This window comes from Pseudomonas sp. Leaf58, from assembly GCF_003627215.1.
Lineage (GTDB): Bacteria > Pseudomonadota > Gammaproteobacteria > Pseudomonadales > Pseudomonadaceae > Aquipseudomonas.
In genome coordinates this window covers 2,599,068-2,612,786 of record NZ_CP032677.1, presented here as the reverse complement: position 1 = coordinate 2,612,786, position 13,719 = coordinate 2,599,068, and the positions used below count along the sequence as shown (strand labels likewise).

General features: G+C 64.7%; 15 protein-coding genes. 10 read left to right on the top strand and 5 right to left on the bottom strand.

Annotation, left to right across the window (positions count from 1 at the left end; translation table 11 throughout):
* Window positions 1-49: 49 nt before the first annotated feature.
* The 5 genes from DV532_RS12150 to DV532_RS12130 are packed head-to-tail and all read left to right on the top strand — an operon-like array spanning window position 50 to window position 4,358.
* Window positions 50-967 carry a DUF72 domain-containing protein gene (locus DV532_RS12150; RefSeq protein WP_056797066.1) on the top strand — a complete coding sequence of 306 codons (918 nt, stop codon included), beginning with the start codon at window positions 50-52 and terminating at the stop codon, window positions 965-967.
* Entirely contained in the window at window positions 964-1,749 is a 786-nt protein-coding gene (locus tag DV532_RS12145; RefSeq protein WP_056797063.1) for an endonuclease/exonuclease/phosphatase family protein, read from the top strand. Before DV532_RS12150 ends, DV532_RS12145 begins: the two co-directional genes overlap by 4 nt.
* Window positions 1,746-2,948 carry a cardiolipin synthase ClsB gene (gene clsB / locus DV532_RS12140; RefSeq protein ID WP_056797056.1) on the top strand — a complete coding sequence of 401 codons (1,203 nt, stop codon included), beginning with the start codon at window positions 1,746-1,748 and terminating at the stop codon, window positions 2,946-2,948. Before DV532_RS12145 ends, clsB begins: the two co-directional genes overlap by 4 nt.
* On the top strand, window positions 2,948-3,895 hold the full coding sequence (locus DV532_RS12135) for a lysylphosphatidylglycerol synthase domain-containing protein (RefSeq protein ID WP_056797054.1): 948 nt from the start codon (window positions 2,948-2,950) through the stop codon (window positions 3,893-3,895). The genes clsB and DV532_RS12135 overlap by 1 nt, the downstream gene beginning before the upstream one ends.
* Before the next feature lie 34 nt (window positions 3,896-3,929).
* A complete protein-coding gene (locus DV532_RS12130) occupies window positions 3,930-4,358 on the top strand; it encodes a hypothetical protein (protein WP_372339989.1) in 429 nt (142 codons plus the stop codon).
* A 148-nt stretch (window positions 4,359-4,506) separates the two neighbouring features.
* On the opposite strand, the gene DV532_RS12120 is transcribed toward DV532_RS12130, so the two are convergent.
* Window positions 4,507-4,731 (bottom strand): metallothionein, encoded by a 225-nt coding sequence (locus DV532_RS12120; protein ID WP_056797049.1) that lies wholly within the window; start codon window positions 4,729-4,731, stop codon window positions 4,507-4,509.
* The gene (locus DV532_RS12115) at window positions 4,728-5,192 is read right to left on the bottom strand and encodes a hypothetical protein (protein WP_056797047.1); all 465 of its coding nucleotides are present in this window, start codon (window positions 5,190-5,192) and stop codon (window positions 4,728-4,730) included. The genes DV532_RS12120 and DV532_RS12115 overlap by 4 nt, the downstream gene beginning before the upstream one ends.
* A gap of 128 nt (window positions 5,193-5,320) precedes the next feature.
* Between DV532_RS12115 and ligD the strand changes: the two genes are divergently transcribed.
* The 5 genes from ligD to DV532_RS12090 all read left to right on the top strand — a co-directional run bounded on the left by ligD (window position 5,321) and on the right by DV532_RS12090 (window position 10,954).
* A complete protein-coding gene (gene ligD, locus DV532_RS12110; RefSeq protein ID WP_056797045.1) occupies window positions 5,321-7,819 on the top strand; it encodes a DNA ligase D in 2,499 nt (832 codons plus the stop codon).
* Window positions 7,820-7,888: 69 nt separating this feature from the next.
* The gene (locus DV532_RS12105) at window positions 7,889-8,932 is read left to right on the top strand and encodes an acyl-CoA dehydrogenase family protein (protein ID WP_056797042.1); all 1,044 of its coding nucleotides are present in this window, start codon (window positions 7,889-7,891) and stop codon (window positions 8,930-8,932) included.
* A complete protein-coding gene (locus DV532_RS12100) occupies window positions 8,929-9,684 on the top strand; it encodes a PIG-L deacetylase family protein (RefSeq protein WP_056797039.1) in 756 nt (251 codons plus the stop codon). The genes DV532_RS12105 and DV532_RS12100 overlap by 4 nt, the downstream gene beginning before the upstream one ends.
* Before the next feature lie 11 nt (window positions 9,685-9,695).
* Window positions 9,696-10,295, top strand: a complete 600-nt coding sequence (locus tag DV532_RS12095; protein WP_056797036.1) for a bifunctional 2-polyprenyl-6-hydroxyphenol methylase/3-demethylubiquinol 3-O-methyltransferase UbiG — start codon at window positions 9,696-9,698, stop codon at window positions 10,293-10,295.
* Window positions 10,292-10,954, top strand: coding sequence for a glycosyltransferase family 2 protein (locus DV532_RS12090; protein ID WP_056797033.1), 663 nt, complete (start codon window positions 10,292-10,294; stop codon window positions 10,952-10,954). Before DV532_RS12095 ends, DV532_RS12090 begins: the two co-directional genes overlap by 4 nt.
* Window positions 10,955-11,064: 110 nt before the next feature.
* Here the strand turns inward: DV532_RS12090 and DV532_RS12085 are convergent, their stop codons facing one another.
* The 3 genes from DV532_RS12085 to DV532_RS12075 all read right to left on the bottom strand — a co-directional run bounded on the left by DV532_RS12085 (window position 11,065) and on the right by DV532_RS12075 (window position 13,715).
* Window positions 11,065-11,886: a Ku protein gene (locus DV532_RS12085; protein ID WP_056797029.1), complete on the bottom strand. Its 822-nt coding sequence runs from the start codon at window positions 11,884-11,886 to the stop codon at window positions 11,065-11,067.
* A gap of 79 nt (window positions 11,887-11,965) precedes the next feature.
* Window positions 11,966-12,553, bottom strand: coding sequence for a nucleosidase (locus DV532_RS12080; RefSeq protein ID WP_056797026.1), 588 nt, complete (start codon window positions 12,551-12,553; stop codon window positions 11,966-11,968).
* A 55-nt stretch (window positions 12,554-12,608) separates the two neighbouring features.
* Complete coding sequence (locus DV532_RS12075; RefSeq protein WP_056797023.1) at window positions 12,609-13,715, bottom strand: carboxylate-amine ligase; 1,107 nt, start codon at window positions 13,713-13,715, stop codon at window positions 12,609-12,611.
* Window positions 13,716-13,719 lie beyond the last annotated feature (4 nt).

Here is a 13,719-nt window from a genome sequence, read left to right as displayed (position 1 = left end):
TCGCACTTTCAGAGCGACCGAACAAGGACCCGGCAATGAGGAAGGCAGCGTGAGCGATATCCGCATCGGCATCTCCGGCTGGCGCTATAGCCCCTGGCGCAAGGATTTTTACCCCAAGGGGCTGCCGCAGGACCACGAACTGGCGTTCGCCTCGCGGGCGGTCAACAGCATTGAAATCAACGGCTCGTTCTACAGCCTGCAAACGCCCGAACGCTACCAAAGCTGGCGTGACGACACGCCGGACGGCTTCGTGTTCGCCGTCAAAGGCCCGCGATACATCACCCATGTGCGCCGGCTCAAGGAGGTAGAGGAGCCGCTGGCCAATTTCTTCGCCTCGGGGCCGCTGCTGCTCGGCGACAAGTTGGGGCCATTGCTGTGGCAGTTTCCACCCAACATGAAGTTTGACGAGGCCCGCTTCGCGCGTTTTTTAGAGCTGCTGCCGCGCAACCGCAAGGCCGCCCGCCAATGCGCACAAGGTTGTGCCCCGCGCCTGCGGGACAACGGCGGCACCGACATCAAGGGCAATGCACGCTTGCGCCACGCCGTAGAAATCCGCAACGAGAGCTTTTTGTGCGAAGCCTTCATCAAGTTGCTGCGCAAGCACCGGGTTGCGCTGGTGGTAGCCGACAGCGCCGGTAAATGGCCTTATGTCGAGGACGTTACCGCTGACTTCGTGTACCTGCGTCTGCATGGCGACGTCGAGCTGTACAGCAGCGGCTACACCGCGCAGGCGCTGAGGCGTTGGCAGCAACGCATCCAGCATTGGAGCCAGGGCAGCCAGGCCAGCGACGCCCAGTTGATCGTGCCGGGGCCGCCACCACGGCGCACCAGCCGTGACGTTTACTGCTATTTCGACAACGACCAGAAGGTCCATGCGCCTTATGACGCCCGGCGCTTGCTGCAGAAGCTGTCGTTGGACCACGCCTTGATGACCGAGCCCGGCGTAGTGCCGGAGGTGGCACTGTGAACAAAACCCTGCCCACCCCGCACTGCATCATCGACAAGGTGACTGCCGTGCGGCGGCTGAACGTACTGACGCTGAATGTGCACAAAGGCTTCACCTTCTTCAACCGGCGTTTCATCCTGCCTGAGTTGCGCGAGGCCGTGCGCGCCACCGGTGCCGACCTGGTGTTCCTCCAGGAGGTGCACGGTACCCACCAGCAACATGCCCTGCGCCACCCAGCCTGGCCCGATTCACCGCAGTACGAGTTCCTGGCCGACAGCATGTGGCCGCAGTTCGCCTATGGCCGCAATGCCGTATACCCGCATGGTGACCACGGCAACGCCTTGCTGTCGAAGTTCCCAATCCGCCACTTCAACAACCTGGACGTTTCGGTGCAGGGCAAAGAGCAGCGCGGCCTGCTGCATTGCCAGCTGGAAGTGCCGGGGCATGACCAGGTGCATGCCGTGTGCGTGCACCTTGGCTTGCGCGAGGCCCACCGGCAAAGCCAGGTAAAGCTGCTGCTGGACCTGCTCGACAGCCTGCCAGCCAAGGCCCCGGTGATCGTTGCCGGTGACTTCAACGATTGGCGGCTGAAGGCCGACGCGGTGCTGAGCGAGCATCTGGTAGAGGCCTTTGGCGAGCATTTCGGCACCCCGGCCCGCAGCTTTCCGGCCCGCTTGCCGCTGTTGCGCCTGGACCGCATTTACTTGCGCAACGCCATGCCGCGCGATGCCCGGGTGCTGTCGCAGTACCCGTGGTCGCACTTGTCTGACCACGCCCCTCTGGCTGCGGAGATCAACCTGTGAACCGACCTTGGGTAGACGGCAACAACGTGCAGTTGCTGATCAATGGCGAGCAGTACTACCCCCGCGTGTTCGAGGCCATGGCCCAAGCACGTGAAGAAATCCTGCTGGAGACGTTCATCATCTTCGATGACAAGGTCGGCCAGCAATTGCAGCAAGTACTGATCGATGCCGCTTGCCGGGGCGTGCGCGTCGAAGTGGCCGTGGACGGCTACGGCACGGCCGACCTGCCAGCGCCGTTCATTACCGCCATGACCGAAGCCGGGGTCAGCTTTCACGCGTTCGACCCGCAGCCCCGCCTGGTGGGCATGCGCACCAACCTGTTCCGGCGCCTGCACCGCAAGATCGTGGTTGTCGATGGTGAACGGGCCTTCATCGGCGGTATCAACTACAGCGCTGACCACCTCGGCGATTTTGGTGCCATGGCCAAGCAGGACTATGCCGTCGAAGTCACCGGCCCGGTGGTGGCGCAAGTGCATGCCGCCAGCAAACGCCTGATGTCGCCGGTGCTGCAGCCGCCCAGTGCGGTGCGGCCGTTGACCGAGCCTGCCGGGGCCTGCAGTGCCGTGCTGGTAGAGCGCGACAACGGGCTGCGCAGTACCGATATCGAGGCCCATTATCTGCAAGCTTTTCGCCGCGCCCGCCAGCGCATCGTGGTCGCCAATGCGTATTTTTTCCCGGGTTACCGGCTGATGCGTGAACTGCGCAACGCCTCCCGGCGGGGTGTGAAGGTACAACTGATTTTGCAGGGCCAGCCTGACATGCGCTGGGTGCGGGCGTTGTCGCGGCTGCTGTACAACTACCTGCTGCGCGATGGTGTGGCCATTCACGAGTACTGCCAGCGGCCCTTGCACGGCAAGGTGGCGCTGGTCGACGACGAGTGGGCCACGGTTGGCTCCAGCAACCTCGATCCGTTAAGCCTGTCGTTCAACCTGGAAGCCAACTTGTTTATCCGTGACCAGGCCTTTAACCATCAACTCAACCAGCACCTGCAGGCGCTTGCCAGCGACCACTGCAGGCCGGTTACCCTGGAACGCATGGTCCGCGGCTACTGGTGGCGGGCGCCGCTAATCTTCCTATGCTTCCACGTGATCCGCCATTTCCCGCGGATTGCCGGCTGGTTCCCGGCGCACCGCCAGCGTTTGCGCTCGGTACAACCGCAAGATGAGGCCCAAGGCGACTTTCACGAGGGCCAAACGTGATGGCGCGTAGACATTGGCAAACCTGGGGCAAACGCCTGTTCAGCGTGGCGTTTTTGCTGCTGATCCCAGCACTGCTGTACCTGCTCGCGCGTAACTTGGACTGGAACGAGGTGCGCCACTCATTGCTGGCCTACCGGCCTGGCACCCTGGCCTTCGGCCTGGCGCTGGCCTTGTGCAGCTACTTGACCTTCGCCAGTTACGACCTGCTGGCACGCGCCTACACCGGCCACCACCTGCCGGCTCGGCAGGTTTTGCCAGTGGCCTTCGTGTGCTATGCCTTCAACCTCAACTTCACCACCTGGGTGGGCGGTGTGGCCTTGCGCTACCGACTATATGGCCGCCTGGGGCTGGACACAGCGACCATCACGCGCATCCTTACCCTGGGCCTGCTAACCAACTGGATGGGCTACATGCTGCTGGCCGGCACAGTGTTCGCCTTGCGCCTGGTCGAGCTGCCGCCCAGTTGGGCGGTCGGCGCCACCGGCTTGCAACTGATCGGCCTGGTGTTGCTAGCCGTCGCCGCAAGCTACCTGCTGGCCTGTGGTTTCGCCAAAAAGCGCACCTGGCGCTGGCGCGAGCATGAGGTAACGCTACCGTCGCTGCGCCTGGCGCTGTGCCAAGTGGTACTGGGTGCCAGCAACTGGGCGCTGATGGCCCTGCTGATCTTCTGGTTGCTGCCTGGCGAGGCATTCTACCCTTCGATACTGGGCATCCTGCTGATCAGCTGCGTGGCGGGCGTGGTCGCGCACATCCCGGCTGGGCTGGGAGTGCTGGAAACAGTGTTTCTGGCCCTGCTGCATGGGCAGGTTGCGCAAGGTACGCTGGTGGCGGCGCTGCTGGGCTACCGTACGTTGTACTACCTGGTGCCGCTGTTGTTGGCGGTGCTGACTTACCTGATGTTAGAGAAGCGCGCCAAGGCCATGCGCCAGCGCGACAAGCCCGCTTAGACCTTACAAGGGCCTAAGGCCCGGGAGGTAGCCAATGCGCATCTGCATCATGAAGGTCGTGTTGATAGGGATGCTTGCCAGCTTGGCCTGCGGCCAGGCCCTGGCCGAAGCCTGCAACGTACTCACTCGCTCCTCCAGCGAAGCAGTCACGCCGGTGGAGCGGCACAGTTGCTACAGCTACAGCAACCTGCCCGCCGAAGCGATCAACTGGTCGTGCAGTAACGAGAGCAAGGAAATGCTCAACAGCGAAAAGCACAAGGTAGCGCGCTGTGCGGATGGCAGTGTGGGCAGTTGCATCGCGCCGTTGACCCAGGAGGCATTGGCTAACCCCAAGGCCGCTGGCGGTGATAAGCCCGCGTTGCCCAAGGATGCGCGGGTGATCACCTACTACTACGACACCCCCAGCCTGGGCCAGGCCCGCGCCGATTGCGAGCGTAACAACGGCATCTGGCAGACGCACTGAGCCTGCGGGCTTGCCCGGTGCTTATTGTAGGAGCGGGCTTGCCCGCGAACACCGGCGCGGCCGGTGCCAGGCACCGCGCTGGATGCTTCGCGGGCAAGCCCGTCCCTACAAAGTAGGCTAAACCGCAGCAGCCTCGGCCTAAGGTGTTTCAGGGCGAAATGGGGTCGCTGGCTGGGAAGGTCTCCTCCAGCGCATTGTCCACCGTGCTCTCCCCCGGCTTCTCTCCACAATGACAGTCCGCCATCCGGCACGGCTCACCGTTACGATGCCCGCTGGCGCAGGCTTCGCAGCAATACGCCTTACCCTCCTGCTGCACAGCATTGGCATCCACGGTGCAGGCACACTGCGCACAGGCACAACGTTGCTCGTTCATGGCTTGTTCTCCTGGTCATCGATCACGTCGTCCGTCCACGGCTCGCCATCCAAGGGTGCGGAGCGGGCCAGTTCGGCTTCGTCCAGGCCCGTGCCGCCGCCAATTTCATGCGCCTCCACCTGGCGCAAGGCTTTGTCTGCGGGGCCGCCGCTGCCACCCGGTTCGTGCCGGTCACGGGCGCCGGTTTCATCCAGCAGGGTGTCCGGGCTCAGGTCGTCATAGGTAACGTTGTCTTCGTGCAGGCTGTCGCTTAGCGCCTCGCCCCCGGTCATGCCACTTTCAGCGACGCGCCGGGGTGGAAATTCCCGCGCCACCTCCTCGGCTGGGCGCTCATCCCCCACGCGCCCTTCGCGTTCGTCCAAACGTTCATCGAAGTCCAGTTCATGGACGCTGCCCATGCGGTCTTCGGTGTCGTCGATTTCCGTCGGGGTATACGGCTTCGGTTCATCTGCGCGCGCCATGTGCGGTCTCCTTCAGGTGGCTTCATTCGGTCGACTGCGCCTGTACCTGGAAGATTCAGAGTTTTTTTGAACTACCGCCCAGCCTGCTGCCTCCCAGCTTAGAGACTGCAAACCGCCCGGAGCCCGCCATGGCCAAGCCACTGCAGGAATATGCGCGCAAGCGCGACTTCAATGCCACGCCCGAGCCCAGCGGCAAGCGCAGCCGTGGCAAGCGAGCGCACGCGTTGCAGTTCTGCATCCAGAAACACGATGCCAGCCACCTGCACTACGACTTTCGCTTGGAGCTCGATGGCACGCTGAAAAGCTGGGCCATTCCCAAAGGGCCGTCACTTGACCCCAAGGTGCGCCGCCTGGCCGTGCACGTCGAAGACCACCCGCTGGACTACGCCGAATTCGAAGGGCATATCCCTGAAGGCCATTACGGCGCAGGCGATGTGATCGTCTGGGACCGCGGCATCTGGGAGCCCGAAGGCGATGCGCACGAGGCCTATGCCAAGGGCAAGCTGCGCTTTCGCTTGCAAGGCGAAAAACTTAGCGGCGTGTGGAACCTGTTCCGCACCCACCTGGCCGGTAAGAAGGAGCAGTGGATGCTGGTCAAGTCACACGACGGCGAGGCACGCAGCGAAGCCGACTACAGCATCGTCGAAGCCCAGCCCGACAGCGTGCTCAGTGACCGCACGTTAGTGCCGCGCAAGGCCGCTACCAACAAGCCCGCCCCCCCGCGCAGCAGCCGTAAACGCGCCGCCACCGGCCGGAAAGCGCCGTTGCCTGCGCAGCTGCAACCGCAGCTGGCGACGCTGCTCGACTCACCGCCCAGCGGCGACTGGCGCTACGAGGTCAAGTTCGACGGCTACCGTATCCTGGCCCGCATCGATGGCGATGACATCCGCCTGTTCACCCGCAATGGCCACGACTGGAGCAGCAAGATGCCCAAGCAGGTCGCCGCCCTGCGTGCACTGGGCATCGATTCGGGCTGGCTCGATGGCGAAATGGTCGTGGCTGATGAAAACGGCGCGGCAGACTTCCAGGCCCTGCAAAATGCCTTCGACACCGCGCATGACGAGCGCATCACCTATTACCTGTTCGACTTGCCCTTCCTCGGCGGCCAGGACCTGCGCCGCGTGCCGCTGCAAGCGCGGCGCGATACGTTGCGCCAGTTGCTCGAGCACAACCAATCAGAGGTCCTCAAGTACTCTGCTGACTTCGACCAGCCGGTGCAGTCGTTGCTGGACAGCGCCTGCCGGCTGCAGCTCGAAGGCCTGATCGGCAAGCGTGTCGACAGCCCGTACAGCGGTCGCCGCAGCCCAGACTGGATCAAGCTCAAGTGCAAGCAGCGCCAGGAGTTCGTGATCGTCGGCTACACCGAGCCCAAGGGCAGCCGCAGCGGCTTTGGGGCCCTGCTGCTGGCCCTGCATGATCACGACAGCGGCCAGCTGCGTTATGCCGGCAAGGTGGGTACCGGCTTCAGCAGCGCGACCCTGGCCAGTATTCACGCCCGGCTCAAACCGCTGGAAACCGCCAAACCCGCCCTGCTCAAGCCACCCACCGGTGCCGAGACGCGCGGCGTACACTGGCTGAAGCCGCAGCTGTTGGCCGAAGTCGCCTATGCCCAGATGACCCGCGACGGCATCGTGCGCCACTCGGTGTTCCACGGCCTACGCGATGACAAGCCGGCGACCGCCATCGACCTGGAGCGCGCCATGCCAGCCAAGACCGTGCCTAAGCGCAAGCAGGCCAAGGCGCCCGCAGCCTTCGGCGAGCTGCGCCTGACCCACCCCGACCGGGTAATCGACGCCAGCACCGGCGTGAGTAAACGTGACGTGGCCGAGTATTACGCCGCCGTCAGCCAGTGGATCTTGCCCCAGCTCAAGGACCGCCCGGTGGCGCTGGTCCGCGCGCCGGACGGGCTGGCCGGTGAGCTGTTTTTCCAGAAGAACGCCGGTCAGCTGCACATTGCCAATGTGCTTAGCTACGGCAAGGACGAAGCCGGCCAGGCGGCGATGGTCATCAACCGTGCCGACACCCTGCTCGGCGCGGTGCAAATGAACATGCTCGAACTGCACACCTGGAACGCCACCGACAAGGATTTCGACAAGCCCGACCGCTTGGTCCTCGACCTTGACCCAGACCCGGCACTGCCCTGGAAGGCCATGCTCGAAGCCACTCAACTGGTCCTAACCCTGCTGGATGAACTGGGTTTGAAGGTGTTTCTGAAGACCAGCGGCGGCAAAGGCATGCACCTGGTCGTGCCCCTGACCCGGCGGGGCAGCTGGGACGAGGTCAAGGCCTTCAGCCACGCCATGGTCGATTACTTGGCCGGGCTGTTCCCTGATCGGCTGAGTGCAGTGTCCGGGCCCAAAAACCGGGTCGGGCGCATTTTCATCGACTACCTGCGCAATGGCAAAGGTGCCACCACCGCCTGCGCGTACTCCCTGCGCGCCCGTGAAGGCTTGCCCGTCTCGGTCCCCATCTGGCGTGAAGAACTGCCACAACTCAAGGGCGCTAACCAGTGGCACATCGGCAACCTGCGCGAGCGCCTGAACGACCTGGACGACCCTTGGGCCGACTATGCCAAGACCCGGCAGTCGATCACCGCTGCCATGCGCAAGCAGCTAGGGCTGGCCTGATGGCGCCTCGCCCGCAATGCCCCAACCGCAGCACCCCACCGGCAATGCCTGGCCAAGGAGCCCGAGCCCATGAGCATCGTCCAGGATTTTGAGCTGACCAATCTCGATCGCCTGCTGCGCGCCTTCGGCGAACGGCAGCAACCGCTCAACCTGGATACCCAGTTGCCACAGCTGATCCAGGCGCTGCAAGCCGACCAACTTGACCTGCTGCCGCTGCCCGGCCAGGGCAACACGTTACGGCGCTGGCAAACCCTGGCGCGGGTTGCCGGTTGTGACCTGGCCCTGGCCAAGCTCTATGAGGGCCACACCGACGCGTTGGCGATCCTTGCCGAATGCGCTGGCGCCCATCACGCCGCGGCGGGTATCTGGGGCGTGTGGGCCGCCGAAGCGCCGGATGCCCGCACCTGCATTGTGGCCCGGGATGGCGAACGGGTGCGCCTGAGCGGGCGCAAGGCCTGGTGTTCGGGCGCGTTGCAAATCGACCGGGCGCTGATCACCGCCTGGGATGCGCATGACCAGCCGCAGCTGGTGGCCATCGAGCTGTCCCATCCCAGCCAAGGCCTGACCATCGAACACTGGCAGGCAATCGGCATGGCCACCACCGCCAGCGTCGAGGTCGCATTCAATGACACACCGGGCATCGCCATCGGCCGCCCCGGGCAGTATCTGTCGCGACCGGGGTTTTGGCATGGCGGTGCCGGCATCGCAGCCTGCTGGTACGGCGCCGCCGAAGCCCTGGCCGATTACCTGCGGGAACACTGCCGTAACCCTCGCCCCGACCCTCATGCCGATGCCCACCTGGGCGCGGTCGACGCCGACTTGTTGGGGGCCAGGGCGGCACTGCGCGAATGCGCGGCGTGGATCGACCGCCAGCCGGGGGCAGACGCTAGCTTCGAGGTGCGCCGCAGCCGGGCGCAGGTGGAACAGGCGGTGAATCAGGTCATCCATCACGTTGGCCGAGCGCTGGGCGCCACGCCGTTCTGCCGCAGTAGTCACTTCGCCCGGTTGAACGCCGATTTGCCCGTGTTTCTGCGCCAGAGCCATGCCGAGCGCGATCTGGCGGCACTCGGCCAGCAGTTGGCGCAACAACCCGCGGGGAGCTGGCAGTTATGAGTGAGAACCTGATCCAGTCGAGCAGCGGCACACCGTGGGCAGCCTGGCAGCAGGCCGCGCACCTGGCCAGGGCCACGTGGATCGACCCGCAGCAGCTGTGCCCGCCAGGTCGCCGCCTGGTGCTGTTGGCCCCGCACCCCGATGATGAAATTCTCATGGCCGGTGGCCTGCTGGCGGGTTTTCGTGGCCGCGAGCACGACCTGGTACTGATCTCCGCCACCGACGGCGAAGCCAGCCACCCCGGTTCGGCCCACTGGACCGAACACCGCCTGCGGCGGCAAAGGCCGCAGGAAAGCCGCCATGCCCTGCAACAGCTTGAGCTTGATCTGGGGCGCGTGGACTGGCGCCGCCTGCACCTCAAGGACGGCGCGTTGCCACGCAACGAGGCGTTTTTGGTCAACCACCTGAGCCAGCTGCTCAAGCCTGGCGACTTGCTGGTGGCCACCTGGCGCGGCGACGGCCACTGTGACCACGAAGCGGTGGGCCGGGCCGCAGCCCAGGCAGCCCAAGCGCGCCAGGTGCAATGGCTGGAAGTCCCGGTGTGGGCTTGGCATTGGGCGCAACCGGACGACCCGCGCCTGCCGTGGCCACGGGCCCACCGCATCCAGCTGGACGAAGCCCGCCTGGCGCGCAAGCGCAAAGCCCTCGCCGCCCACGTCAGCCAGCTGGAGCCGGATGGCCGGCGCCCGCCGGTGCTGCCGCAGAATTTGCTGGATTGTTTGCTGCAACCTTTCGAACTGGTGTTTCTGTAAATGGAGTGGTCATGAGCCTCGACCCGCAGTACTTCGCCGACCTGTACGCCAGCAATGAAGACCCCTGGGCCTTTCGCACCCGCTGGTACGAAAAACGCAAGCGTGAGTTGGTCATGGCCTGCCTGCCGCGCCAGTGCTACCAGCATGCCTTCGAGCCAGCCTGCGCCAATGGCGAACTCAGCGCCTTGCTGGCCGAGCGTTGCGCCGAGCTGCTGTGCCAGGACCTGGACCCGACCGCGGTAGGCCTGGCACGTGCACGCTTGGTGAACGCGCACAACGCCTCGGTGGAGCTGGCGCGGTTGCCGGCGGACTGGCCGGGCGGGCGCTTCGACCTGATCGTGCTCAGTGAAATCGGTTACTACCTGGACCCCACCGACTGGCTGCAGGTAATCGAGCAGTCGGTAGCCAGCCTGACCTACGACGGCGGGCTGCTAGCCTGCCACTGGAAACACCCCATCGCCGGCTGCCCACAGGACGGGCGTGACGTGCACCGCATGCTCGCCCGGCACCTGCCGCTGTATGTGCAGCTGCAGCACGAGGAGGCGGACTTCGTGCTGGAATACTGGGCCTGCCAGCCCAGCGTCGTCGACCTGGACGAGACCTGCCCATGATCGCCGTGATCATCCCGGCGCACAACGAAGCCCGGCGCCTGGGGCGCTGCCTGCGGGCGGTGCTGGCCGCTGCCCAGCAGGCGCAGCAGGCTGGGCATCAGGTCGAGGTACTGGTAGTGCTGGACCGCTGCAGCGACGGTAGCGCCGCCGTGGCACGGCGCTTTGGCGTGCAGGTGCTGGCGGTAGAAGCCGGCAACGTCGGCATGGCGCGCCGGGTGGGCGCAGCACACATGCTCGAGCGCGGCGCGCGCTGGCTGGCCTGCACTGATGCCGACAGCCGGGTACCCACGCACTGGTTGCTCTCCCAGCTGGCCTGCAGGGCTGAAGTGGTGTGCGGTACGGTACATATCGAGTATTGGCAACCGTGGCACACGGCTGCGTTGCGCAAGCTGTACCACAGCCGTTACCAGCCACGGGAGGGGCATCGGCATGTGCACGGGGCCAATCTTGGCGTATGCGCCGCCGCCTACGACCGCGTGGGCGGTTTCCGGCCCTTGGCGGCGCATGAAGATGTGCAGTTGGTCAGCGACCTGCAGGCCAGTGGCGCGCAAATTGTTTGGACGGCGAAGCACAGCGTAGCCACCAGCAGCCGGCGCGACAGCCGCGCCGGCGAAGGGTTTGCTGATTATCTGGCAGGGTTGCAAGCACAGCTACTGTGATGGCTGTTGCACGGCCGAGCGCACCTGCAGCGGCGGGCCTGCCCGCGAACATCGGCGCAGCCGCTGCCGGGCACCGCGTTGAATCGCGGGCAATGTCCCAAATCACAACGCTATGACGCCTTGCGCGCCTTCTTCGCCGGTTTGTTGCCGCCGAGGCTGCGTTTGAGCAGCTCGGTAAGGTCGAGGATATCCGCGCCTTTTTCCACCGCCGCCGCGTCGCCCTTTTCAACCGTTTCGATCTTGCCCTTGCGGGCCTTTTCTTCCACCAAGTCGAGGATGGTCTGGCGGAAGGCATCCTGATAATCCGCTGGTTTCCAAGGGCCACTCATGTCTGCTACCAGCCGCTTGGCCATGTCCAATTCGCGCTTGTCCACCTTGGCGTCGGTCACACTGCTGTCCAACTCCAGCGTTTCCAGCCCGCGTACCTCTTCGGGCCAGCGCAGGGTAATCATCACCAACGCATCGTCCAGTGGCCGTATTAGCGCCAAGTGCTGGCGGGTGTGCAGCACCACTGTGGCCAGCGCCACCTTGCCGGTCTTCGCCAGGGTTTCACGCAGCAAGGCATACACCTTGCCGCCACGGCGGTCGGGGCTCAGGTAATACGGCGTGTCGAAGTGCTGCAGCGGGATCTCGCTGGCCTCCACGAAGGAAAATATATCGATGGTCTGCGTCGCTTCGGGCCTTGCCTTGCGAATTTCCTCTTCGCTGATCACCACGTAGCGGCCTTTTTCGAACTCCACGCCCTTGACGATGTTGTCCTTGTCGATTTCCTTGCCGGTGACCTTGTTCACCCGTTTGTAGCCCACCGGTTCCATGCTGCGCTTGTCGAGCCAGTCGAAATCGACCCGCTCGGTGCGGACCGCGGTATTGAGTGCCACGGGGATGTGCACGAGGCCGAAACTGATGGCGCCTTTCCAAATTGCCCGAGCCATGAGGGTGCTCCCAGGGTTGCTTGCCAATACCTGAGATGACTGCAACGGGCGGCGAAGGTTTAGCCGCCCTGCCCTGTGGTTACACTGGGCTGAACAACACCCGCTGAAAAGCCTGCGCCGCCAGGTGTACCTGCACCGCCCAATCCTGCGCAGCGTCACTGCCAGCATCGTCGGAAATGTACTTCAGGCAGACGAACGGGATGCCCTCGCTGCGCGCGATCAGCGCCAGCACGTAGGCCTCCATGTCGACCACGTCATAAGGCGCATCGCCATGGTTGATCTCGAAGCTGTCGCCGCTGCCGCAAGCCTCAACGGCCAGGCCGGGAACGGCCGCGCCATGCTCCAGCACCACCGGGATATCAGACAACGGCGTCTGGTAGCGGGCAAAGCCCAGCGGGGTAACGTCCATGTCGCGCTGCACGAAGCGGGTGCAGCACACCACTGCGCCCTTGCCGTGGCGCTGGCTGCCGGCCGAGCCTAGGTTGACGATCAGTTTGGGCCGGCGCGCGGCGATGGCTTTGCTCAGGCCGATGGCGGCATTGACCTTGCCAATACCGGTAAACACGGTGTTGACGTTTGCGAACACATCGCCGGCCTCGGCCTCGAGGGCAAAGACGAACAGCGTGTCATCAAGGGAAATATCGGGGAATTGCTGGGTCAGCATCATGGAGCAGGTGGTTCCGATTGGCTGCGGGGGCGCGGCCATTTTCGGCCAACCCTGGCTAATTGCAAGCCCCCGCGGCCACTACGGCCCGCAACGCCTGCGCCCGGCTCAGCCCCGCAGCGCGGGCCTGGGCCAGGCAGCAAAGTTGCTGGTCGGCATGGGTGCCGTCGCGCAGCAGGCACTGGGCATGGCCAAAGGCACGTGCGGCGTCGGCGCTGTCAATCGGCAACTGCTCCTGCAACTGGGCCAGCCAGCCTTCGGCGGTGACTGGCTGTTGATCATGCACGCCAATGAACTGACCGTGGCGCCCGTGACGCATGGCACGCCAATAGTTTTCCTGGGCAACCCAGCGCAGTTCACGATTGCACGCCGCAGGGTCATAGCGGTGCGTGATGCTGTGCTCCACCAGGTGACGAAACAGCGCGGCGATGCACAGGGCGTCCTCCAACTGCGGGCAGCCATCGCAGATCCGCAGCTCCACCGTCGGGAAGCGCCGCGAAGGGCGGATAGCCCACCAGAAGTCGCCATCCGCGGCCAGCGAACCGGTGCGTTGCAACAAGGCGCGGTAGCGTTCGTAGGCGGCCCAGTCGGGTAAAGGCTCTGGCAACCCCATGTGTGGCCATTCCCCACAAATCACCCGCCGGTAGCTCATGTAGCCGGTGCCCTGGCCCGCCCACAACGGGGATGAGGTACTCAGCACCAGCAACAACGGCAGCCAGGCCAGTACGCGGTTGATCAGCTGCATGCGATCACACCCGGGCGGTACGCCGACGTGCACATGCAGGCCATTGAGCAGGCTACGCCGCGCCACATGTTGGTAGTCGTCGAACAGTTGCCGGTAATGCGCGGGTGCAGCGGGCTTCTGCCGCAGCCAGGCGGCATTGGGGTGGCTTGCCGCACCGTACAGGCCCATGCCCTCTTCGGCCAGCGCCGTGCGCAGCCGCTGGCGGCTGTTCTGGAAGAATTCGCGTGCCTCGCACAAGTTAGCGAACACCGGCGAAGCCACTTCGATCTGGCTGCGGAACATTTCCTGGGCGAAATATTGGCCCAGCGCTTGGCGGCAGCGTCCGATCACCGCGGGCGAAGGTGCGGCCGGTACCTGCCCTGAGCCCAGGTGCACCAGCAGGTACTCTTCCTCGATGCCGAACGTGCAGGATTGCGCCATGTTG

What these genes read in the sequence shown, in the direction of transcription:
- DV532_RS12135 (WP_056797054.1), top strand. Translation starts at nt 2,948, where the DNA reads ATGGCGCGTAGACATTGGCAAACCTGGGGCAAACGCCTGTTCAGCGTG.
- DV532_RS12130 (WP_372339989.1), top strand. Translation starts at nt 3,930, where the DNA reads ATGCGCATCTGCATCATGAAGGTCGTGTTGATAGGGATGCTTGCCAGC.
- DV532_RS12120 (WP_056797049.1), bottom strand. Translation starts at nt 4,731, where the DNA reads ATGAACGAGCAACGTTGTGCCTGTGCGCAGTGTGCCTGCACCGTGGAT.
- DV532_RS12115 (WP_056797047.1), bottom strand. Translation starts at nt 5,192, where the DNA reads ATGGCGCGCGCAGATGAACCGAAGCCGTATACCCCGACGGAAATCGAC.
- ligD (WP_056797045.1), top strand. Translation starts at nt 5,321, where the DNA reads ATGGCCAAGCCACTGCAGGAATATGCGCGCAAGCGCGACTTCAATGCC.
- DV532_RS12105 (WP_056797042.1), top strand. Translation starts at nt 7,889, where the DNA reads ATGAGCATCGTCCAGGATTTTGAGCTGACCAATCTCGATCGCCTGCTG.
- DV532_RS12100 (WP_056797039.1), top strand. Translation starts at nt 8,929, where the DNA reads ATGAGTGAGAACCTGATCCAGTCGAGCAGCGGCACACCGTGGGCAGCC.
- DV532_RS12095 (WP_056797036.1), top strand. Translation starts at nt 9,696, where the DNA reads ATGAGCCTCGACCCGCAGTACTTCGCCGACCTGTACGCCAGCAATGAA.
- DV532_RS12090 (WP_056797033.1), top strand. Translation starts at nt 10,292, where the DNA reads ATGATCGCCGTGATCATCCCGGCGCACAACGAAGCCCGGCGCCTGGGG.
- DV532_RS12085 (WP_056797029.1), bottom strand. Translation starts at nt 11,886, where the DNA reads ATGGCTCGGGCAATTTGGAAAGGCGCCATCAGTTTCGGCCTCGTGCAC.
- DV532_RS12080 (WP_056797026.1), bottom strand. Translation starts at nt 12,553, where the DNA reads ATGATGCTGACCCAGCAATTCCCCGATATTTCCCTTGATGACACGCTG.
- DV532_RS12075 (WP_056797023.1), bottom strand. Translation starts at nt 13,715, where the DNA reads ATGGCGCAATCCTGCACGTTCGGCATCGAGGAAGAGTACCTGCTGGTG.